Here is a 19,961-nt window from a genome sequence, read left to right on the forward strand (position 1 = left end):
AGCTGAGGCCGTTTTGGGCGCCCAAAACGGACCCGGCTGCGAGCCAGCTGGGGGCACAGGGGCCGGGGCGGCAGCGCCTGACACTATCTGAGACGGAATTCCAGCCGGGAGGGCCTGCGGGTAACATCCCATGGGAAGAAGTAATCGGGCTCACAGTATCCAGCGCAGTGTACGAGCCAAGTCGAACCCTCGAAAGATAGTTTCCATGGCTGACACTGCAATGCATTCCGACACTGATCTTGCCGCCGAACTCCGGGCTGATGTCCGCCGGGTCTCCACGCTCCTCGGCGAATCCCTGGTCCGCCAGCACGGCCCGGAACTCCTGGACCTGGTGGAGCAGGTGCGCCTGCTGACCAAGGAATCCAAGGAAGCCGCCCGCGGCGGGGCCGACGCCACCGGGCCGTGGAGCTCGTACGACGTCGTCGCCCAGGTCCGCGAACTGCTCGGCTCCCTGCCCCTGGACCAGGCAACCGACCTGGTCCGCGCCTTCGCGTTCTACTTCCACTTGGCGAACGCCGCCGAGCAGGTCCACCGGGTCCGCGGGCTGCGCACCCGGCAGGAGAAAGATGGCTGGCTCGCCAAAGCCGTGGAGGAAATTGCTGACCAGGCCGGCAACTCCGTACTGCAGGAAGTCGTCAACGAGCTCGACGTCCGTCCCATCTTCACCGCGCACCCCACCGAGGCCTCCCGCCGCTCCGTGCTGGACAAAATCCGCCGGCTCTCGGACATCCTGTCCGAATCCACGGCGGAGGGCACGTCCGCGCGCCGCCGCCAGGACCGCCACCTGTCCGAAGTGATCGACCAGATGTGGCAGACGGACGAGCTCCGCCAGGTCCGGCCCACCCCCGTGGACGAGGCCCGGAACGCCATCTACTACCTCACCGGGATCCTCAGCGACGCCATGCCGGAAATGCTCTCGGACCTCTCCGAGCTGCTCGCCGAGCACGGCGTCACGCTGCCACCGCAGAAAGCCCCGATCCGCTTCGGCTCCTGGATCGGCGGGGACCGGGACGGCAACCCCAACGTCACCGCCGCCGTCACCCGCGAAATCCTCCAGATCCAGAACCAGCACGCCGTACGGATCAGCATCGGCCTGATTGACGGGCTCATCTCCATCCTGTCCAACTCGACCGCGCTGGCCGGGGCGGACCAGGAACTCCTGGACTCGATCGACGTCGACCTGGGCAACCTGCCGGGCCTGGACCGCCGCGTCCTCGAGCTGAACGCGCAGGAGCCGTACCGGCTCAAACTCACCTGCATCAAGGCCAAGCTGATCAACACCGGCCGGCGGGTCGCGGCCGGATCCGCGCACGAGCCCGGCCGCGACTACACCGCCACCGCGGAGCTCCTCGCCGAGCTCGGCCTGCTGGAACGGTCGCTGCGGAACCACCATGCCGCCCTGGCCGCCGACGGCGCCCTGTCCCGGGTCCGCCGCGCCATCGCCTCCTTCGGCCTGCACCTGGCCACCCTGGACATCCGCGAGCACGCCGACCACCACCACGACGCCGTCGGGCAGCTCATGGACCGCCTCGGCGGTCCCGGTGTCCGGTACGCGGAACTCAGCCGCGCCGAGCGGCTCGAGGTGCTGGGCTCCGAACTCGCGTCGCGGCGCCCGCTCTCCGGCCACCCGATCAAGCTCGACGGCGTCGCCGACGGCACCTACGACGTCTTCCGGGAGATCCGGCGTGCCCTGCGGACCTACGGCCCCGACGTAATCGAGACCTACATCATCTCCATGACCCGCGGCGCGGACGACGTCCTGGCCGCGGCGGTCCTGGCCCGCGAGGCCGGCCTGGTCAGCATCTTCGGCGAGGCGCCCTACGCCAAGATCGGGTTCGCGCCGCTGCTGGAAACCGTCGATGAACTCCGCGCCTCGGCCGAGATCGTGGACCAACTGCTCTCCGATTCGTCCTACCGCGAACTGGTCCGGCTCCGCGGCGACGTGCAGGAGATCATGCTCGGCTACTCGGACTCCAACAAGGAATCCGGCGTCATGACGAGCCAGTGGGAAATCTACAAGACCCAGCGCAAGCTCCGGGACGTGGCCGCGAAGCACGGCGTCCGGGTGCGCCTCTTCCACGGCCGCGGCGGCTCCGTGGGCCGCGGCGGCGGGCCGACCTACGATGCCATCATGGCCCAGCCCAACGGCGTGCTCGAGGGCGAGATCAAGTTCACCGAGCAGGGCGAGGTCATCGCGGACAAATACTCCCTGCCGGAGCTGGCCCGCGAAAACCTCGAGCTCTCCCTTGCCGCCGTGCTGCAGGGCTCGGCACTGCACCGCGCGCCGCGCACCTCGGAGGACCAGCGCGTGCGCTACGGCCACGTAATGGAAACCGTCTCCGACGCCGCGTTTGCACGCTACCGCACGCTGATTGAGGACCCCGACCTGCCCGCCTACTTCATGGCCTCCACCCCGGTGGAGCAGCTCGGATCCCTGAACATCGGATCCCGTCCGTCCAAGCGGCCCGACTCCGGCGCCGGGCTTGACGGGCTGCGGGCCATCCCGTGGGTGTTCGGCTGGACGCAGTCACGGCAGATCGTGCCGGGCTGGTTCGGCGTGGGCTCCGGCCTGAAGGCAGCGCGCGAGGCCGGAAACTCGGCCCAGCTCAAGGAGATGATCGAGGGCTGGCACTTTTTCCGGTCGGTGCTTTCCAACGTTGAGATGACGCTGGCCAAGACGGACATGGACATTGCCGGGTACTACGTCTCCACCCTGGTGCCGGAGGAACTGCACCACCTGTTCCGTGCCATCCGGGAAGAGTATGAGCTCACCGTCGAGGAAATCCAGAACCTCACGGGCGAGCACGTGATCCTCGATGCCCAGCCCACCCTGAAGCGCTCCCTCGAGATCCGGGACCAGTACCTCGACCCCATCAGCTACCTCCAGGTGGAACTGCTGCGCCGCGTCCGGGCCGAGGCAGCGGCGGGCATGTCCGGCGCCGAGATCGATGAGCGCCTCCAGCGGGCCATGCTGATTACGGTCAACGGGGTCGCCGCCGGGCTGCGCAACACCGGGTAGCCTGCACACTTCAGGGGCAGAGGGGGCGGATAGGGTTGTTCCATGCCGTCGTTCCAGACCAGACTGAAGATCACCGGGCTCAAGCCGGGCACCGCTCCTGAAGCGGTCATGGCCGCCGCCATCGAGGCACTCGGGACGCGGCACCATGTCGAATCGCACCAGCTGGAGCTCGCCGGCGGCGTACCGCAGCTGAACCTGCGCTTCCTGGTCGATGCCACCGCCTACAGCGCTGAAAACAGCCAGGCGCTGGAGTCGGCAGCCATGATGCGCGACGCCGTCGAACGCGTTGCGCTCACCGGAGCGCTGACCGTGCTGCGCCGCAGCCGCGGCCGCTGGGCACCCGTCTAAAAGTCCAGTTCTTCGTCCGGGTCGACCGCGGACTCCACGGGGGAGGGGCTGCCCCGGCGTCGCGTCACGATCACGCCCACGACGGCGCCGATCACCAGCCCGACGCCGACACCGATCAGGGAGCTCGCCCAGAACGGGAGTCCGGTGGCGGAGCCCGTGAAATAGCCCAGCGCCACGGACCAGCTTGCCCAGAGCAGACCGCCGATGGCCGCGCAGAGGCTGAACCCGCGCGTCGAGACGTTGGCGATGCCCGCCGCGGCCGTCGTCGCCAGCCGCCCACCGGGGATGAAGCGGAGGCCGATAATCGCTCCGTACGTGGAGGAACGGCCTGCCTTCGCGATCGCTGCGTGCACGGCCGCGTGGAACCGCAGTCCCCATTTCCAGCGGTCGAGCACGTGGCTCAGCCGCCGTTTGAAGAGCTGGAAGACGAGAATGTCACCCAGCCATGAGGACACCGCGGCCAGGAGCACAACGAGGAACGCGTTGACGTGGCCCTCCGCGGAGAGCGCGCCGCCGGTGATGACGAGCATTTCCGAGGGGAGAGGCGGGAAAATCGCATCGCCGATCACGAAGGGGAAGATCCAGAAATAGATCGCGGCGCCCCAGCTGTCCGCATTTCCGAAGTCCATGGGCACAAGGTACCGCACTTCCAGCCGCTAGCGTGCTTCGCTGAGTTCCAGTCTGCTGCGGTACTCCACTGGGCTTCCCGAGATGGGGTCGACGAAGCGGATTCCGCGGGCCAGAAGCTGCAGCGGCTTGGTGTAGTCGTCCGGGGCTTTGTCCAGCAGCTCCGGGTAGAACGCATCGTTGACAATCCCCAGACCCAGTGAGGCCATGTGCACGCGGAGCTGGTGGGTCTTGCCCGAGTGCGGCTCCAGCCGGTAGAGCGCGCGACGGTGGGGGCCGCCGTCGGGTCCGCCGTGTGCGTCAAACGTATGCAGCCGCTCGATCCGGGTTTCCGCGTTGGGTTCGCCGTCAATCACCTCGGCCAGCAGGTAGCTGCGGGACTTGGTCATCCGGTTCCGCACCACCACGGGAAAGTCCACCGCGGGGTGGCCCGGCGCCGGCTCCGCGGCGGATACGCACTCGTATTCCTTCTGGACCTGGCGCTTTTCGAAGAGCACCTGGTACTTGCCTCGGGTCTCGGGGTTCGTGGAGAGCAGCAGGATTCCGGCGGTCATGCGGTCAAGGCGATGCATGGGGATCAGGTCAGGGAGGCCGAGCTGGTTCCGGAGCCGGACCAGGGCCGATTCCTGGATGTACGTCCCGCCGGGGGTGGTGGGCAGGAAGTGCGGCTTGTCCACGACCAGCAGGTGATCGTCCTGGTGCAGGATGTTCAGCTCCACCGGGATCCGGGTCTCCGGCGGCAGGGAGCGGTAGTACCAGATGAACGTATGGTCCTGCATCGGCGTGCTGCGGTCCAGGACTATGCCCGCCTCACCGACGATTTCGCCGGCGTCGAACCGGTCCTCGATGCCTTGGGGATCGATGTGCCCCCAGCGGTGCATCATGTAGTCCAGCGCCGTCTCCCAGGGCCCCTCGTCCGGCAGGCGCAGGCGCGTCGCGTTGACGCCGTCGCGCACGGGGAGGGGGGATTGCATCACCGAACCATTCTATGTGTCCGGCCTCCCGCCCCGCCCCCGCCCGCGCCCCGCCCCTGCCCGCCCGCCGGCCCCGCCCCTGCGACCGAGTTCGCGCCAACCGTGCGAGTTCGCCGGAAACTTTCGGCGACCTCGTGCGCTTCCGGCGAACTCGAGCGGCCGCGGTGATCGAGGCGCCGACGAGAAAAAAGTTCTTGACAAATAAAATTGTCGGCAGGCAGACTTGAAGCATGTTGGACATCGAAGTGATTGAGGATCCGGCCGCGGCGGAGGCATCGCTGGACCCGATCCGGACGCGGATCCTGCGCGAGCTGGCCGAGCCGGGCTCCGCAACGCAGCTCGCCGCGAAGGTGGGCCTGCCACGGCAGAAGGTGAACTACCACCTCAAGGCCCTCGAGCGGCATGGGCTCGTCGAGCTCGTCGAGGAGCGGCGGCGCGGCAACGTCACCGAACGCATCCTGCAGGCGACAGCAGCGTCGTACCTGATTTCGCCGGCGGCCCTGGCTTCCGTGGCGCCCGACCCGCACCGGTTCTCGGACCGCTTCTCCGCCTTCTGGCTGCTGGCGCTCGCCGCCCGCATGGTCCAGGAAATGGGCCAGCTGATCGCCGGGGCGGCCGCGGCCAGGCAGAAACTCGCCACCTTTGCCATCGACGGCGAGATCACGTTCCGTTCCGCGGCGGACCGGGCGGCCTTCGCCGAGGAGCTGGGCGTCGCCGTGGCCCGGCTCGTGGACAAGTACCACGACGGCGGACCGGACGTGCGGGCAGATTCCCCGGCAGCTTCCCCGTCGGCGGGACGCAAGCACCGGCTGGTGGTCGCGCTCCACCCGGCGCTGAAGGCGCCCGCCCCCAAGGCAGCGCACGCAGACCTGCAAACTACACACCCACAAACTGCAGACCCACAAGCTAAGGAGCAGGACAAATGACTGACAAGCGGAAATTCGAAATCGTCTACGACACCGAACTGCCCGGCACCCCGGAACGGGTGTGGGAGGCCGTCACCAAGGACACCCCGGCCTGGATGTTCCCCACGGACCAATGGCCGGCGGTCCGGACCGTGGACGAGTACCCCGCCCATCTGGTTTCCCGGATGGACGGCCCGGACGGCTGGTTCAACCAGCTGGAGCACGTGCTGGAACCGCTCGACGACGGCCGGACCCGGTTGCACTATGTGCACAGCGGCATCTTCGCGGACAGCTGGGATGAGCAGTACGACGGCGCCAGCAAGCACACGGCGTTCTATCTGCACACCCTGGGCCAGTACCTGAAGTACTTCGACGACAAGCCCGTGGTCTTCGCGGACATCCAGGCACCCGCCGCATCGCAGTCCCCGGACGGCTTCGACCGGCTCAAGCGGGCCCTGGGCGTCGCCAGCTCGGCCCAGGGGGAGACGGTGGAGCTGGAGGTCGACGGCGTCGGGCCGCTCACGGCTGAAATCGACTTCTCCAACGAGAACTTCCTCGGCCTGCGGACCGCGGACACGATGTACCGCTTCTTCGGGCGCAACGCCTTCGGCGCTCCGGTGGGCATGACCGTGCACGACTTCAGCGGCGTCGGGGACGCCGGGGCGACGGCGAAGGCCTGGGCCGGGTTCCTGGCGAAGGTCTACGCCTAGGCCCGCGACGCGCATCCTGCCTGGCGATGCGCAAATGCCCTGGCGATACCCGGATTCCGGCATCCCCGGGACATTTGCGCAGCGCAGGAATGTTCGGGCGTCGACAGGGCATGTGCGCGGCGCAGGAAAGTTCCGGCATCCCCGGGACATTTGCGCAGCGCAGGGAATTGCGGATGTCGCTGGGCACGCGCGGCGCAGGGAAGGACAGGCGTCGCAGGACGGGCCTGCGGGCTCCTCGGCTCAGGCGATGGCAGCGGCCGGCGGTGCTGACAGGTTGCGCCGCAGCTGCGGGGCGGCCTCCAGCCGGTCCTGCGCCGAGCGCAATGCCAGCACGGCCGTCTCCAGTTGCTCTGGCGGCAGGGTGAACGGCAGCCGCAAGTATTGCTCGAACGCGCCGCCGACGCCGAACCGGGGCCCCGCGGCGAGCCGGATCCCGACGTCGGGTGCCACCACCGCGAGGGCGGTGCTGATCGGCGCCGGAAGACGGCACCAGAGGGACAGGCCGCCGTCGGGCCATTCCGGCTCCCAGCCCGGCAGGTGCGCCCGCACCAGTTCCAGCAGCGTGTTCCGGTTCTCGCGCAGCGCGGCGAGCCGGGCGGGGAGCGGCTCCGTCATGGCGTTGACCAGATGCGCCGCGGCGAGCTGCTCCACCACGGGTCCGCCCAGGTCCAGGGTGGTGCGGGCGGCGGCGAAGCGCTGGATGAGCGGCTCGCTGGCGCGGATCCAGCCGGTGCGCAGCCCTGCCCAGTGCGACTTGCTGAGGGAACCGAGCGAGACCACCGCCGGGCTGAACGCGGCCATGGGGGTCGAGGCGGCGCCGTCGAGGTTCAGCTCCCGCAGCGTCTCGTCCGCCACCAGCACGGTGCCCGACGCCGCGGCCGCCTTCACGAGGCGGCGCCGCTGGGAATCGGGCATCAGCCGGCCGGTGGGGTTGTGGAAGTCCGGGACCACGTAGGCCATCGCCGGCCGCTGCTGCAGCAGCGCCGATTCCATGGCCTCGAGGTCCCAGCCGGCCGGTCCGTTGGTAATAGTGCCGCTAGGGCCTGTGCCGTTGTGAGCTGCGCTGTTGGGGTTCGCGGCGGGCATGGCCACCGGGACCGGGCGGCAGCCCGCAGCCCGGATCGCGTCGAGGGCGTTCGGATAGCTCGGATGTTCCACCAGCACCTTGGTCCCCGAACGGCCGGCCAGAGTGCGGAGCACAATATTCAGTGCATGCTGGGCGCCCGAGGTGACCAGAATCTGTCCGGCCGTTGTCGGGACCCCGGCGGCGGTGTACCGGGCCGCTATGGCTTCGCGGAGCGGGCCCACGCCCAGGGCGTCGTAGCCGAAGCCCGGCAGTAGCGCCGGCAGCTCGGTCAGTGCCGCGGCAAAGGCCCGGTGCACCACTTCGCCGCTGGCGGGCAGTGAGGCGTAGGCCAGGTCCAGGATCCCGTCCGGCACGGCCAGGCCGGGGGCGCCACTCAGTCGCAGGGCGCCGTCATGACCGCCGGCATGCGCGGGCCCCTGGCTCGGGATGCAGCTCCGGCTGCGGCTGCCCTGGCCGCTGCTGAGGAAACCCTGCTCGCGCAGCAGGGCGTACGCCGCGGTCACCGTCGTGCGGCTGATGCCAAGGGTCGCCGCCAGGGAGCGCTCGCTCGGCAGGGCGACGTCGAGGGCGACGCGGCCGTCGAGGATGAGCAAACGGACGACGTCGGCCAGTTCGCGGTAGGCGGGGGCGGCGCCGACGTTCCACTCGCCCAGCAGGCGGGCCAGCGACCCCGGAGTCAAAGAGACGGACATAAAGCCAGTATTTCAAACTGGCTATGGATTGCAAGGCCAGTTTTCTTGGAGGATGGAGACCATGTTGACCCGCAGACTCCTCCAGCTCCTGATCGGCCTCGCCCTGTACGGCATCTCCCTCGCCATGGTCATCCGGGCCAGCCTCGGCACGGCGCCGTGGGACGTTCTTCACCAGGGGCTGACGGCCAGGACCGGGCTCAGCCTCGGTACGGTGGTGATTGTTGTCAGCTTCCTGGTGCTGCTCCTGTGGATCCCGCTCCGGCAGTGGCCCGGCGTCGGGACCCTGTGCAACGCGGTGCTGGTGGGGGTCTTCGCGGACATCGGACTGGCGCTGATTCCGCGGTTCTCGCATCTTGGCGGCCAGATCGGCCTGCTGGTCGGGGCCGTGCTGCTCAACGGCGTGGCCTCCGCCTGCTACATCGGCGCCCGCCTGGGACAGGGCGCGCGGGATGGCCTCATGACGGGGCTCGCCCGGCGGACGGGCTGGCCGGTCCGGGTCTGCCGCACCGGCATTGAAGTGGTGGTCCTCGGCGCCGGCTGGCTGCTGGGCGGCTCGGTCGGTGTGGGCACCGTGCTGTACGCGCTGGCGATTGGCCCGCTGGTGCAGTTGCTGCTGCCGCGGTTCACCGTTCCGGAAGCGCGGCCCGTCTCCGCGGCCGGGACTGAAGCGGAAGCTGCCGTGGCCGGGACGGCCGTCCCGGCCACGGCAACGTCCGGCGGCCGGACGGATTGACCCCCTTAGGTCCCTTCAGCTGACTTTTGTCCCGTCAGCTGACGCTCACTGTCCCGGGGTCGGCAGGGGCTGGCACGTGGGGCAGTAGTAGATGTCCCGTTCCTCCGTGTAGGTGCCGGTGCCGTTGTCCTTGCCAAGGATTCCGCGGCGGATCGGGGTGCCGCATTTGAGGCACGGCTGGTGCTCGCGCCGGTAGACCCAGTAGCCGGGACGCCCGGCGGTGCGGCCCACGGGCACACCCCGCGCGTTCAGCACGGTGGTCCGCCGGCCCGGCCCGAGGTTGGCGGAAAGCAGGACCTGGGCGTCGGTGATGATGGCGGGAAGATCCGGGACTGCGGAGACGGGCGCCGCCGGGTGGACTCCCGCGAGGAAGCAGGCCTCGCACCGGTAGATGTTTCCGATCCCCGCGAGCTTGCTCTGGTCCAGCAGGGCGACGCCGATGGGCATCTCCGGTGCCGCGAGCAGCCGGCGTTCGGCCTCGGCCGCGTCCCAGTCCGGGCCCAGCAGATCCGGGCCGAGGTGCCCCACGATGGAGTCTTCCTGGTCGGTGCGCACCACCTCAAGAATGCCCAGAGAGAACCCGACGGCGTCGGCAGTGGCCGTGCGCAGCACGCAGCGGGCGGTGAAGCCGGGCTTCCGCCAGCGGCCCCCGGAGGGGTACACCTGCCAACTGCCCTCCATCTTCAGGTGTGAGTGGATGGTGAGGCGGTCCTTCGGCGTCGGGCCCTGCACGCGCATCAGCAGGTGCTTGCCGCGCGGGACCACCTCGGCCACGGTCCAGCCGCCGAGCTTCAGGGTGGCTAAGCGCGGGACCCGGAAATCGGACGCGACCAGTTCCTTCCCGGCCAGTACGGCGTGCAGCTGGGCCGCGGCGCGAAACACGGAATCACCCTCAGGCACGGATCCTCAGTCCCTTCGGGGTGGAGTAGGCCCCGGCCTGGGCGAGGGCGGCCGCCACCGGGGTGTCCAGGATGCCGTGGCCGTTGACCTTTTCCATGATCAGCTTGTCCACCGCGCCGCGGGTCACCACGCCCACCAGGGCCGTGCCGGCCGCGGCCAGGACGTCGGTGTCGTCGCTGAAGGCGAGCAGGGTCTTGCCGCCGCGCTCGACGTACAGGGCCAGGGCGCCGTCGACCAGGACCACGAGGGCGCCGGCCTTCCGGCCCGGCCGGTGGCCCGTGCCGGCGTCGACGTTGAGCGCAGGCCACGGCAGCGCGGCGCCGTAGGGGTTGGCGGGGTCGGTCGCGGCGAGGGCCAGGGCCACCGGCTCGGCCTTGTGCAGCTGGGCGTCCTCTACGTAGGACCGGAGCCGGTCCACCGTGGCCGGGACGGCGAACTGCGCCGCGCCGAGGTGTTCGATGAAGTAGCCGCGGCGGCAGCGTCCGGCTTCCTCGAGCCGGGCCAGCACCTTGTACATGAGGCCGAAGCCGCCGAGGATGTTTTCTGCCATGACCGAGCCGCGGGTCACCACGCCGTAGCGGTCCAGGAGCAGGTCCGCGGTGGCCCGGGCGTGGATGGTGGGATCGAGTTCGGGGGAGGGCAGCGCGGACCAGCGACCCGCGGCGAGCGGGGGTGCGGGCGCCGTGCCGGTCACGGAACCATACCGGCCACCGGTCAGGCCCGGCGATCCCAGCAGGCCCGTGCCGTGCGACCGTCCGAGCCGGCTCAGCCTCGGTGCCCTGGCCCGCGGGGCACGCCCGACCTGCCGGTGCGCGGTGTGGCCGCCGGCGATCAGGGCCCTGACGGGGGCGAAGGTGTCGCCGGTAATTCTGCCCGCCCAGGCGAGATCCCAGAGTGCGGTCACCACATCCTGGTCGCTCAGCACGGAATCCATGCCGCCGGCAACCTCCGTCAGCTGCCGGAAGAAGTACCCGCCGCCGTTGTTCGTCAGGTGCTCGAGGAGCCGCCGCTGTGCGTCGCCGGGTTCGAAATCGATGGCGGGGTTCAGCGTCAGTTCGGCCGAATCCGCGAGGTGCAGGCTGACCCAGCCGTCGTTGCCGGGCAGTGACCCGGCGCCGGACCAGAGGACTTCGCCGGCGGCCATGAGTTCGTCCAGCATGGCCGGCTGGTAATTGGAGACGCGGCTGGCCAGGACAAGTGGTTCCCACGCGGAGGCCGGAATGGGCACCCCGGAAAGCTGGTCGATGGCCGTGATGATGCCGTCCAAGCCGCGGAGCGCGGACTGCCCGCGCCCGCCGGGGATCCGCACGTTCTGCCAGGCAGGAAGGAATCGGCCGTACGCGGTGGCGTCCACGGGCTCGACCTCGGCCCGGAGCGCCGCGAGGGAACGGCGGCGCAGCTTGCGGAGGACCTCGGCATCGCACCATTCGCTCACCCCGGCAAGGGGAGGAATTACAGCAAGGTCGGCCGGGGCCGCCGCGTCGCCGGAGTCCTCAGCGCCGGTGGCCGTGCTGCCCGACGTGACTGCCGGAGGCGTAGCGTGCGGGCGGAACTCGCCTTCCACCACGCGGCCGTCCGCGGCCAGCCGCTTCAGCGCCGTGCCGACGACGGCGACGCCGAGTCCCAGCCGCGCCGCGGCCTCGGCGGCGGTGAAGGGCCCGTGCGTCCGGGCGTAGCGCGAGACGAGGTCACCGAGCGGGTCGGCGACCGGTTCGATGAAGGCCAGCGGCACGCCCATGGGCAGCGGTACGCCAAGGGCATCCCGGAGCCGGGCGGCATCCTCGACCGCCGCAAAGCGTTCGATTCCGCCGATGTTGACCTTGATCGCCCGGTTGGCCCGCTGCAGGGCCGCGAGGTGGGCAGCGGCGTCGGCCTCCGTCGCAGGGGTTTCGACGGGTAGAACCGCCGGGGTTTCGACATGCTCCGCCGTTGGCCCGGCCCCCGTGGTCTCGCCCGCTGGGGCCGGGGCCGCCACCGGCTCCAGGCGGGCGGCGACCTCGTCCGGCGCGAGCGGACCTAGGAGGCGCAGGAGGTCCGCGACGCCCTCAATCCCGCGCACCTGGCGGTCCCGAGCCAGACGCTGCAGTTCGCGCTCGGTGGCCTCGATGACCTTCGCATCCAGCAGCTCGCGCAGTTCCACGCGGCCCATGAGCTCATTGAGCAGGGTGGAATCGAGGGCCAGGGCGGCGGCACGGCGCTCAGCCAGCGGGGAGTCGCCTTCGTAGAGGAACTGGGCCACGTAGCCGAAGAGCAAAGACTTCGCGAACGGGGAGGGCTGCTGGGTGGTGGTCTGGACGATCCTGAGCTCGCGGCGCTCCACCGAGGCGGCGATGTCTTTCAGCGCCGGAAGGTCGTAGACGTCCTGCAGGCACTCGCGGACTGTCTCGAGGACTATCGGGAAGGTCGGGTATTTCCGGGCTACATCCAGCAGCTGCGCCGAACGCTGCCGCTGCTGCCACAGGGGCTGCCGTTTGCCGGGATTCTGCCGAGGCAGGAGCAAGGCACGGGCGGCGCACTCGCGGAACCGGGAGGCGAACAGGGCGCTGCCACCGACCTCCGCCGTCACAATCTGCTCGATTTCTTCCGGGTCGAACAGGAACAACTCGGCCCCCGGCGGCTCGTCCTCCATCATGGGCACGCGCAGCACGATGCCGTCGTCGGCGGCCATGGCCGAGCCGTCCATTCCGTAGCGCTGCTGCAGGCGCTGGCCCACGGCCAGGGCCCACGGCGCGTGCACGGGCATGCCGAAGGGGCTGTGCAGCACCACGCGCCAGTCGCCGAGCTCGTCGTGGAAGCGTTCCACCACAAGGGTCGTGTCGCTGGGGACCACCTCGGTGGCGAGCCGCTGTTCGGCGAGGTATTGGATCAGGTTGTTCGCGGCGTAGTCGTCCAGTCCGCTGGCTTTGCACCGCTCGGTTGCCGGCCCGACGTCGGACGCTGCCAGTTCCCGCATGAACGCGCCGAGGGCGCGGCCCAGGTCCACGGGCCGGCCCAGCGAATCGCCCTTCCAGAACGGGAGTTTGCCGGGCTGGCCGAACGCCGGGGAGACCAGGACACGGTCGTGCGTGATGTCCTCGATCTTCCAGCTGGTGGCGCCGAGGGCGAAGATGTCGCCAACCCGGGATTCGTAGACCATTTCCTCGTCGAGCTCGCCCACCCGGCGCCCGCCCTTGGCGGCCGCGGTGGCCGGGCTGGACGCCCTGCCGTCCGCACTGGCACCGCCGGAGGTGCCGCCCCCGCCGCTGCCCTCGACTTCGCTGCCGATGATGTAGACGCCGAACAGCCCGCGGTCCGGGATGGTTCCTCCGGAAGTGACGGCGAGCCGCTGCGCGCCGGGCCTGCCCTCGATGGTCCCGGCGTTCCGGTCCCAGATGACCCGAGGCCGCAGTTCCGCGAATTCGTCCGACGGGTACCGCCCGGCCAAGAGGTCCAGGGTGGCCTCGAACGCGGAGCGGGGGAGTGAGGCGAACGGCGCGGATCGCCGGACGGTGGTGAACCACTCCTCCACGTCGATGGCGCCGAGGGCGGTGGCGGCGACCGTCTGCTGGGCCAGGATGTCCAGCGGGTTTGCCGGCACGCTGAGCCGCTCGATCTTGCCCTCGAGCATCCGCTCCACGGTGATGGCCGTGTGCACGAGGTCTGCCCGGTGCTTCGGGAACAGGACGCCCTGGGAGATTTCGCCGACCTGGTGCCCGGCGCGGCCCACCCGCTGCAGGCCGCTGGCCACCGAGGGCGGCGACTCGACCTGCACCACCAGGTCCACGGCACCCATGTCGATGCCAAGCTCGAGGGAGGACGTGGCCACGACGCAGCGCAGCCGCCCGGATTTGAGGTCATCCTCGATCAAGGCGCGCTGGTCCTTGGACACGGAGCCGTGGTGCGCGCGGGCCAGCACGGGATCGGCGCCGGCGGTGCTGCCGGCCTGGGCCATCATGTGGGCCGGGGTGGCGGTGGACGTCGGCTGTGCGGCCGCGCCGGACGGCATTGCACTGGACACTGTTTTATTGGGCACTGTTTCTGGCACTGCATTCGGTACCGCGGCCGGTACGGCTTCGAAGTCCGGCGCACCGCCGCCAAAGTCGGTCCAGCCGCCGCCGGCTGCCATGAGCTGGCGTTCGGCGTAGATCTCGTTGAGCCGGGCGGTCAGCCGCTCGGCGAGGCGGCGGGAGTTCGCGAACACGATGGTGGACTGGTTGGCCAGCACCAGGTCAACGATCTTTTCCTCCACATGGGGCCAGATGGAGGCCTGGGGCTGGAGTCCGGAGGCCGGACCGGAGTCGAAGGCCCCGGCGGCGCCCTGGAGATCGGACATGTCCTCCACAGGGACAGAGACGGTCAGGTCCCAGTTCTTCCGTGACGGAGGGGCCACAATTTCCACCGGCGCCGATCCGGCGAGGAACTGCGCCACCAGCTCCTTGGGCTCCACGGTGGCCGACAGCCCGATCCGCTGGGCGGGCTTGGGCAGCAGCGCGTCGAGCCGCTCCAGCGACACCGCCAGATGCGCCCCGCGCTTGGTGCCGGCGACGGCGTGGACCTCGTCGACGATGATTGTGTCGACCTCGCTGAGGGTTTCGCGCGCCTTGGACGTCAGCATCAGGAAAAGGGATTCCGGGGTGGTGATGAGGATATCGGGCGGGTGGCTGAGCAGCGAGCGGCGGTCGGACGCCGTCGTGTCCCCTGACCGGACGCCCACGGTAATGAGCGGGGCGGGCAGGTCCAGGCGTTTGGCGGTCTGCGTGATGCCGATCAGCGGCGCGCGGAGGTTGCGTTCGACGTCGACGCCGAGAGCCTTGAGCGGGGAAATGTACAGCACGCGGGTTTTCCGCTGGGCTGCCTTTTTCTGTGCGGCCGTCCGGCGCCCGCCCTTGGCTGCCGAGTCCAGGCCGGGCAGGGGCTCGGGCTCGGCGGGGGCGGAGACGAGCAGCCGGTCCAGCGCCCAGAGGAACGCGGCGAGCGTCTTGCCGGATCCGGTGGGGGCGACGACGAGGGCGTGCGCACCGGAGGAGATGGCATTCCAGGCGCCGTTCTGGGCCGGGGTGGGCGCGGAAAAAGCACCCAGGAACCAGTCCCTGGTCGGTCGGCTGAACCGGTTCATGGCGTCGGCCGCGAGTGTGCCTCCGGCGAGCTCCTGCCCCTTCATTCCTCCATCATGCCCTACCCCGCCGACACTATTAGCCGGGGCCGGCCACGGCGGCTTTGGAGAGCCGTGGCGGCCCAGTCGGTCCGTGGCAGGCGGGAGCAGAGACGGCGGGCCCAGTGTTACTTGGGCTGGAAAGCTCCGATGGTCAGCAGGTGGATCTCCGTGTTGGTGCAGGCGTCCCGAGGCTGCGCGACGAACAAGGAGGCGGTGTCCTCGGGCGGGTAAACCCGGAATCCTGCGGCCGGCGTCCGCTTGCAGTCCGGGTAGTTGGCGGCCTGGGTGTAGCGCAGTGTGGCGGCGCCGGCCTTGCCCGGGGCGAGCAGGACCGCGGTGACCGGAGTCGAGTCGTCGCGGGTGGCGGGGGCACCGATTGGCGCGCCGTTGGCCCCGGCGGTGAGGGAGACGCCCGCATAGCCCTTCAGCAGGCACGGTTCGGTGCCGGAGTTGGTCACGATCAGCTGCATGTAAACGCTGCCTGCCGCGCCGCCGCCCGTGGAGTCGGTGGTGGCAGTCAGGCTTCCGGCCTTGCACAGTGCGGGGCCTGCCGGGGCCACCTGCGAGGTTGCGGCTGCCGCGGAGGATGCCGTTGCGGCACCGGAAGTTGCGGGCTGGCTGGTTTCGCTGGCCGACGGTGTGGGTGGGGACGTGACCGACTGGGTCTGCGCCGAGCTGCCCCCGCAGCCGCTGAGCAGGAGGGCCGCCGCGGCAGCCGTTGTCACAACCAGTGCGTGCTTCATTCGCTGAGACCTCATGGCTCAACCATTGTGCCCGCCGTTGCCTTAGTCAACGATGCCACGGCGGCGGAGCCTGATTGATGCCCGGATTGTGATTTCCGGGGCATCGGCCGAGGTCAACTCCTGTTACGGACCCCTGGGGCCGCGGCGCAGGGGAGCCGTTGCCGCTAGTCGGTTTCGGGGCCGGAGCAGTAGTGGCAGTCATCCGGGCAGGAGGCATTGGCGGCCCAGGAGTTTATCCCGGTTGCGATGCCGGATCCGGGGTTCGGTTGCTGCATCACGGCGGCCTGGCGGTCAGTTGTCAGCATGGTGGGCTCCTTCGGGGTCTGCCACGCTCAGTTCGAAGCCGTCGGCGACATGGAACAGCTTCCGGTGTCCGACCTTGGACACCACCCACACGACGGCGCCGTCGGCGGTGCGGTTGTCCACCCGGCCCGCGTGCTCGAGGCGGCCGCCCCGGCGGAGGTGGACGGCGTCGCCGATCTCGACGTCGTCCCAGTCTGTGGCGCGGCTCGAGGACCGGTTATTTTGCAATGTCATGACGATTCCTGAACGGTTACGGGCAAACGAGGATGTGATCCAGCTAACCGTGAAATGGGCTGTTGCCTCAATGGTCAAGTGAATGAGGCGCTCCAGCTCTGTTGTGCAGGCGTCCATACGCTAGGGGCGCGGGTGTGAGTCCCTGCGCGCTGCCGGCCTCGCCCACCCGAGCGGTTCCGGCCTTCACGAACACCGTTGACTTTCCTACCGTGCGGGCCTGGCTTGTGGGGCAGGTTGCTGCGTCGCGGGCAGATCAGGGCGGATCCGGGCCATGTATTCGCCCCGATCTGCCCGATAGCAGCGAAGCGTGCCCGGCGCGGTTCAAGTCCGGCAATGACCAATGAGAGGCGGATTCTCCTAGCTCTATCGGATATTGGGCTACTTGAAGGACCCCGCACGTCGTGTCATCTTTGGCCTCGCTGCGGTTGATGTGCAGCGGCCTTGTCTGCCTCGCCTGCATGTGTCGTCCTTAGCGACGCGGAGATGATGGGCCGGCATCCCGGCGTCGAACAAATCTTGTCGACTCTTGCCATGCTGTGGGTCGTTTTGACTCAACTAATCGGGTCACGGTGAGTAACGCCGATTATGGGGCTGTAGCCTTGCGGAGTCATTCGTGCTTGATAGGGGGAATTATGGAGTTAAAGCGTTCAGCCGGCGTCTTCGTGGCAGGTATTTCTTTGTTCTTTGGTGGCCCATTGCTCACCTTCGTTGGGGCAACTTTCGCTAGGTTGACTGGCGCTTCAAACAACGACGGCGGATTAGTTGCTGTGTTAATTGGCCTGGCCGTTCTCGGGGTGATCACTGGCTTTGTTGGGTTCATCCTGCTCATCGTGGCGGCGTATCGGGCCTTGGTTAAGATCGACGCCCTTCCCGTCCGTGTACAGTCCGCACAGCGGCAGAGCTGGCCTGCGCCCTCACACTGACCGCCTTGCAACCATTTCAGGTGCCGCGAACCGCGAGGTGTTTCCCGGTCGTTAGGATCGAGCCGACCGTCCTGACCATGAGCGTTCTCCCGAGAGCGAGGATCCGTGAAAGCCGACCACTATGACAGTTTCGCCGAGAGCTACTCGGCGGAGAACGAGTCCAGCCTCCTCAACGCCTACTACGAGCGGCCGGCGATGATTGCCCTCGCCGGCGACGTCAACGGCCACCGGGTCCTGGACGCAGGGTGCGGCTCCGGGCCCCTGTCCGCGGCACTGAGCGCGAAAGGCGCGATCATGACCGGCGTCGATTCCAGTCCTGCGATGCTCGAATTGGCAAGACAGCGACTGGGCGCGACCGCGGACCTGTACGTGGCCGACCTCAGCAAGCCGCTCCCTTTCGCCGATGGCTCCTTCGACGACGTTGTCTCGTCCTTGGTCCTGCACTATTTGGAGGACTGGTCAGCACCACTTGCCGAACTGCGGCGCGTGCTGAAGCCGGGCGGTCGCCTGATCCTGTCGGTCAACCACCCCACGGTCAGCGTGGTCACCCAACCAACCGAGGACTACTTCGCCATCCGGCAGTACTCGGAGGATTACGAGTTCGATGGCGAGCCTGCGGTCCTGACCTTCTGGCACCGACCACTTCATGCGATGATCAGCGCCTTCACGTCGGCGGGATACCGCGTAGCCACCGTGAGCGAACCAAAGCCATCTCCAGACACACCGCACGAACTCCTTCCGCCGCGCATCCTCACCGGCGAGAGGACAGCGTTCCTGTCCTTCATCTTCTTCGTCCTCGAAGCCGGCTAAGGGTAGAGGAGGGACGTCAGAGCAAGAGCCGTGTAGTACGTTGGGACGCCAATTATCGCTGCGATCCACACTGTATGAGATTTTCCGCGTCGGGGGAGCGACTCAAGAGTGTTGCGGTGGGGGACCGGCTTCCGCGGCACTGGAACTTGCGCGCAACCAGCCGAGGCCTGCCCCCGTTGCCGGCCCGCGCAAGTGGCGTTGATGCGGCAAACCGGTAAGAAGGCATGCGAGAGTTATGCCAGCCCTTCGGGGTTGGACGGCGCCAAGGGGCGGATCGCCGCCGACAAAGGGAGTTAAGTGAATAACGAGTGGCATTTTCCGGTCATGATCGCGGCCTCTCTCGTTGAGTTTGTCCTTCTCCTTCTCCTAATACTCGGACGGGTTGCCTTTCGGCGCCGGATCCCGGCTGTCATCGCCGTGTCGCTGATCGTTGTCGTTGCCGGCATGTTGTTCGGAAAGTACGGGCTGCTATTCGGCCTGCCATGGTGGATCTACTATCCGGTTCCGGCGCTAATAACCGTCGTGTTGCCGCCCCTCGTCTTCAACATGACACGGAAGCGCACCATTCTCTACCTCATCCTTGCCGCTTTAGCGGCCCCGCTCATCCATGTGCTGTTTTCGTTATTCCTCGGGTGGGATGAGTACATGCCGTTCCTTCCCGTGCCCAGCCTGGCCGCCTTGCTGGGAGCATAAGTCTGTGGGCAGACGAGACACCGGCGGCCCACCGCTGCGAATCACGCGAAACGTCTGTTCGGTGGGCCATTCCGGGTAGGAGACCCGGGGCGGACCTGCCCGCAGGGCAAGTTACCCGGGAATAGTCACTGAATGCAGAATTCGTTCCCTTCCGGGTCGATCATCGCAATGTGCCAGGCGTCGTCGCCGTCGAACACCCTGGCGAGCGTGCCCCCGGCCTCCACGCAGCGCTCGGCGTGGGCAAGGGCCAGGCGGCGTCCGTCCGCCTTCGACCCGGAACCCTCGCTGACATTGATGTCCAGATGTACCCGGTTCTTCGCCGTCTTCCCCTCGGGAACCGGCTGGAAGAACAGGCGGGGGCCCTTGCCGGACGGGTCAATGACAGCGCCACGCCACAGCTCCTCCGGGATGCCTTCGTTCGTGGCAAATTCCGCCCAGCTCGAAAATCCCTTGGGCGGCTCCTGGAGGCTGTAGCTGAGGGCCACCGCCCAAAACCGAGTCATTGTCTCGATATCGTGGCAGTCAAAGGTCACCTGGAATGGGTAGGACACAGGACCGCCTTCCGTTCGGATGCAACAACTATGCCATCGGCCCGCGGCCGCATGCCGCCATCAGCGACGGAGGCGTGTGGATCGTCCAGCTCGTCGTGTCCGGTGGTCCTGCCGTCGGTTTTCGGCGGGTGGGGAGCGGCCCCCGTACGTTGCCGGGTTCTTATCCGGCCGCCCCGCAGCCCTGTAGCCAAAAAACGCCGAACGCCTCAGAGGGCAGATGTGGGCCGGCGGCCTTTATACCCTGCTTCTCCGGCCGGCCACGGCGCCATAGATCAGGAGCACAATGATGGCGCCGAGGATGGAGAGGAGCCAGGTCCGCAGATCGAAGAAATCAGCGAGGCCACCGCCGAAGATCAACGAACCTATCCAGCCGCCGAGGATGGCGCCCACGACGCCCACAACGAGAGTGATCACCCAGCCGCCACCCTGCCGGCCGGGCAGGACCGCCTTGGCGATGGCTCCCGCGATAAGCCCAAGAAGGAGGAATCCCAGAATCCCCATGACTGCACTTCCTTTCACTAGGCCGGTCGCGGAATGCGACCGCAACAGGATTTAATCAGCATGCCTAGCAGTAT

General features: G+C 68.5%; 18 protein-coding genes. 8 read left to right on the forward strand and 10 right to left on the reverse strand.

All coding sequences use genetic code 11. The features are described from left to right. The first annotated feature begins 205 nt into the window (after window positions 1–205). Complete coding sequence (ppc, locus tag BLS42_RS14760; protein ID WP_090582432.1) at window positions 206–3,019, forward strand: phosphoenolpyruvate carboxylase; 2,814 nt, start codon at window positions 206–208, stop codon at window positions 3,017–3,019. A gap of 42 nt (window positions 3,020–3,061) precedes the next feature. Then, window positions 3,062–3,367 carry a hypothetical protein gene (locus tag BLS42_RS14765; RefSeq protein WP_018774310.1) on the forward strand — a complete coding sequence of 102 codons (306 nt, stop codon included), beginning with the start codon at window positions 3,062–3,064 and terminating at the stop codon, window positions 3,365–3,367. On the opposite strand, the gene BLS42_RS14770 is transcribed toward BLS42_RS14765, so the two are convergent. Together BLS42_RS14770 and BLS42_RS14775 are read right to left on the reverse strand one after the other, a co-directional pair. After that, window positions 3,364–3,996, reverse strand: coding sequence for a DedA family protein (locus BLS42_RS14770; protein ID WP_090582434.1), 633 nt, complete (start codon window positions 3,994–3,996; stop codon window positions 3,364–3,366). The genes BLS42_RS14765 and BLS42_RS14770 overlap by 4 nt on opposite strands. A 27-nt stretch (window positions 3,997–4,023) precedes the next feature. Further along, entirely contained in the window at window positions 4,024–4,968 is a 945-nt protein-coding gene (locus BLS42_RS14775; protein ID WP_090582436.1) for an RluA family pseudouridine synthase, read from the reverse strand. 230 nt (window positions 4,969–5,198) lie between these two features. On the opposite strand from BLS42_RS14775, the gene BLS42_RS14780 reads away from it, so the two are divergent. After that, complete coding sequence (locus tag BLS42_RS14780; RefSeq protein ID WP_090582438.1) at window positions 5,199–5,894, forward strand: winged helix-turn-helix domain-containing protein; 696 nt, start codon at window positions 5,199–5,201, stop codon at window positions 5,892–5,894. Continuing rightward, window positions 5,891–6,583: an ATPase gene (locus BLS42_RS14785; protein WP_090582440.1), complete on the forward strand. Its 693-nt coding sequence runs from the start codon at window positions 5,891–5,893 to the stop codon at window positions 6,581–6,583. Before BLS42_RS14780 ends, BLS42_RS14785 begins: the two co-directional genes overlap by 4 nt. Window positions 6,584–6,823: 240 nt before the next feature. Here BLS42_RS14785 and BLS42_RS14790 read toward each other — a convergent pair whose 3' ends face one another. Next, on the reverse strand, window positions 6,824–8,362 hold the full coding sequence (locus BLS42_RS14790) for a MocR-like transcription factor YczR (RefSeq protein ID WP_090582442.1): 1,539 nt from the start codon (window positions 8,360–8,362) through the stop codon (window positions 6,824–6,826). 61 nt (window positions 8,363–8,423) lie between these two features. On the opposite strand from BLS42_RS14790, the gene BLS42_RS14795 reads away from it, so the two are divergent. After that, window positions 8,424–9,095, forward strand: a complete 672-nt coding sequence (locus BLS42_RS14795) for a membrane protein YczE (RefSeq protein ID WP_090582578.1) — start codon at window positions 8,424–8,426, stop codon at window positions 9,093–9,095. A 45-nt stretch (window positions 9,096–9,140) separates the two neighbouring features. Here BLS42_RS14795 and BLS42_RS14800 read toward each other — a convergent pair whose 3' ends face one another. From BLS42_RS14800 to BLS42_RS14815, 5 genes are all read right to left on the reverse strand, one after another. Next, window positions 9,141–9,995 carry an Fpg/Nei family DNA glycosylase gene (locus BLS42_RS14800; protein WP_090582444.1) on the reverse strand — a complete coding sequence of 285 codons (855 nt, stop codon included), beginning with the start codon at window positions 9,993–9,995 and terminating at the stop codon, window positions 9,141–9,143. Next, window positions 9,988–15,135 (reverse strand): Lhr family helicase, encoded by a 5,148-nt coding sequence (locus BLS42_RS14805; protein WP_090582446.1) that lies wholly within the window; start codon window positions 15,133–15,135, stop codon window positions 9,988–9,990. The genes BLS42_RS14800 and BLS42_RS14805 overlap by 8 nt, the downstream gene beginning before the upstream one ends. Window positions 15,136–15,254: 119 nt before the next feature. After that, window positions 15,255–15,872 carry a DUF4232 domain-containing protein gene (locus BLS42_RS20295; RefSeq protein ID WP_256336487.1) on the reverse strand — a complete coding sequence of 206 codons (618 nt, stop codon included), beginning with the start codon at window positions 15,870–15,872 and terminating at the stop codon, window positions 15,255–15,257. A 164-nt stretch (window positions 15,873–16,036) separates the two neighbouring features. Beyond that, complete coding sequence (locus tag BLS42_RS20300) at window positions 16,037–16,177, reverse strand: hypothetical protein (RefSeq protein ID WP_176803448.1); 141 nt, start codon at window positions 16,175–16,177, stop codon at window positions 16,037–16,039. Next, window positions 16,164–16,409, reverse strand: a complete 246-nt coding sequence (locus tag BLS42_RS14815) for a hypothetical protein (RefSeq protein ID WP_090582448.1) — start codon at window positions 16,407–16,409, stop codon at window positions 16,164–16,166. Before BLS42_RS14815 ends, BLS42_RS20300 begins: the two co-directional genes overlap by 14 nt. A gap of 632 nt (window positions 16,410–17,041) precedes the next feature. Here BLS42_RS14815 and BLS42_RS14820 point away from each other — a divergent pair. The 3 genes from BLS42_RS14820 (at window position 17,042) to BLS42_RS14830 (ending at window position 18,835) form a co-directional block, all read left to right on the forward strand. Then, a complete protein-coding gene (locus tag BLS42_RS14820) occupies window positions 17,042–17,332 on the forward strand; it encodes a hypothetical protein (protein ID WP_090582450.1) in 291 nt (96 codons plus the stop codon). Window positions 17,333–17,437: 105 nt separating this feature from the next. Beyond that, window positions 17,438–18,142: a class I SAM-dependent methyltransferase gene (locus tag BLS42_RS14825; RefSeq protein WP_090582452.1), complete on the forward strand. Its 705-nt coding sequence runs from the start codon at window positions 17,438–17,440 to the stop codon at window positions 18,140–18,142. Window positions 18,143–18,439: 297 nt separating this feature from the next. Then, the gene (locus tag BLS42_RS14830) at window positions 18,440–18,835 is read left to right on the forward strand and encodes a hypothetical protein (protein WP_143019208.1); all 396 of its coding nucleotides are present in this window, start codon (window positions 18,440–18,442) and stop codon (window positions 18,833–18,835) included. A 125-nt stretch (window positions 18,836–18,960) separates the two neighbouring features. Here BLS42_RS14830 and BLS42_RS14835 read toward each other — a convergent pair whose 3' ends face one another. Next, window positions 18,961–19,386, reverse strand: coding sequence for a VOC family protein (locus tag BLS42_RS14835; RefSeq protein WP_090582456.1), 426 nt, complete (start codon window positions 19,384–19,386; stop codon window positions 18,961–18,963). Window positions 19,387–19,620: 234 nt separating this feature from the next. Beyond that, window positions 19,621–19,887 carry a GlsB/YeaQ/YmgE family stress response membrane protein gene (locus tag BLS42_RS14840; RefSeq protein WP_090582458.1) on the reverse strand — a complete coding sequence of 89 codons (267 nt, stop codon included), beginning with the start codon at window positions 19,885–19,887 and terminating at the stop codon, window positions 19,621–19,623. Window positions 19,888–19,961 lie beyond the last annotated feature (74 nt).

The sequence above is a fragment of the Arthrobacter sp. ov407 genome, from assembly GCF_900102895.1.
GTDB lineage: Bacteria > Actinomycetota > Actinomycetes > Actinomycetales > Micrococcaceae > Arthrobacter.

Coding starts and splice junctions, on each gene's coding strand:
- ppc (WP_090582432.1), top strand. CDS start 206: ATGGCTGACACTGCAATGCATTCCGACACTGATCTTGCCGCCGAACTC.
- BLS42_RS14765 (WP_018774310.1), top strand. CDS start 3,062: ATGCCGTCGTTCCAGACCAGACTGAAGATCACCGGGCTCAAGCCGGGC.
- BLS42_RS14770 (WP_090582434.1), bottom strand. CDS start 3,996: ATGGACTTCGGAAATGCGGACAGCTGGGGCGCCGCGATCTATTTCTGG.
- BLS42_RS14775 (WP_090582436.1), bottom strand. CDS start 4,968: ATGCAATCCCCCCTCCCCGTGCGCGACGGCGTCAACGCGACGCGCCTG.
- BLS42_RS14780 (WP_090582438.1), top strand. CDS start 5,199: ATGTTGGACATCGAAGTGATTGAGGATCCGGCCGCGGCGGAGGCATCG.
- BLS42_RS14785 (WP_090582440.1), top strand. CDS start 5,891: ATGACTGACAAGCGGAAATTCGAAATCGTCTACGACACCGAACTGCCC.
- BLS42_RS14790 (WP_090582442.1), bottom strand. CDS start 8,362: ATGTCCGTCTCTTTGACTCCGGGGTCGCTGGCCCGCCTGCTGGGCGAG.
- BLS42_RS14795 (WP_090582578.1), top strand. CDS start 8,424: ATGTTGACCCGCAGACTCCTCCAGCTCCTGATCGGCCTCGCCCTGTAC.
- BLS42_RS14805 (WP_090582446.1), bottom strand. CDS start 15,135: ATGAAGGGGCAGGAGCTCGCCGGAGGCACACTCGCGGCCGACGCCATG.
- BLS42_RS20295 (WP_256336487.1), bottom strand. CDS start 15,872: ATGAAGCACGCACTGGTTGTGACAACGGCTGCCGCGGCGGCCCTCCTG.
- BLS42_RS20300 (WP_176803448.1), bottom strand. CDS start 16,177: ATGCTGACAACTGACCGCCAGGCCGCCGTGATGCAGCAACCGAACCCC.
- BLS42_RS14815 (WP_090582448.1), bottom strand. CDS start 16,409: ATGACATTGCAAAATAACCGGTCCTCGAGCCGCGCCACAGACTGGGAC.
- BLS42_RS14820 (WP_090582450.1), top strand. CDS start 17,042: ATGGAGTTAAAGCGTTCAGCCGGCGTCTTCGTGGCAGGTATTTCTTTG.
- BLS42_RS14840 (WP_090582458.1), bottom strand. CDS start 19,887: ATGGGGATTCTGGGATTCCTCCTTCTTGGGCTTATCGCGGGAGCCATC.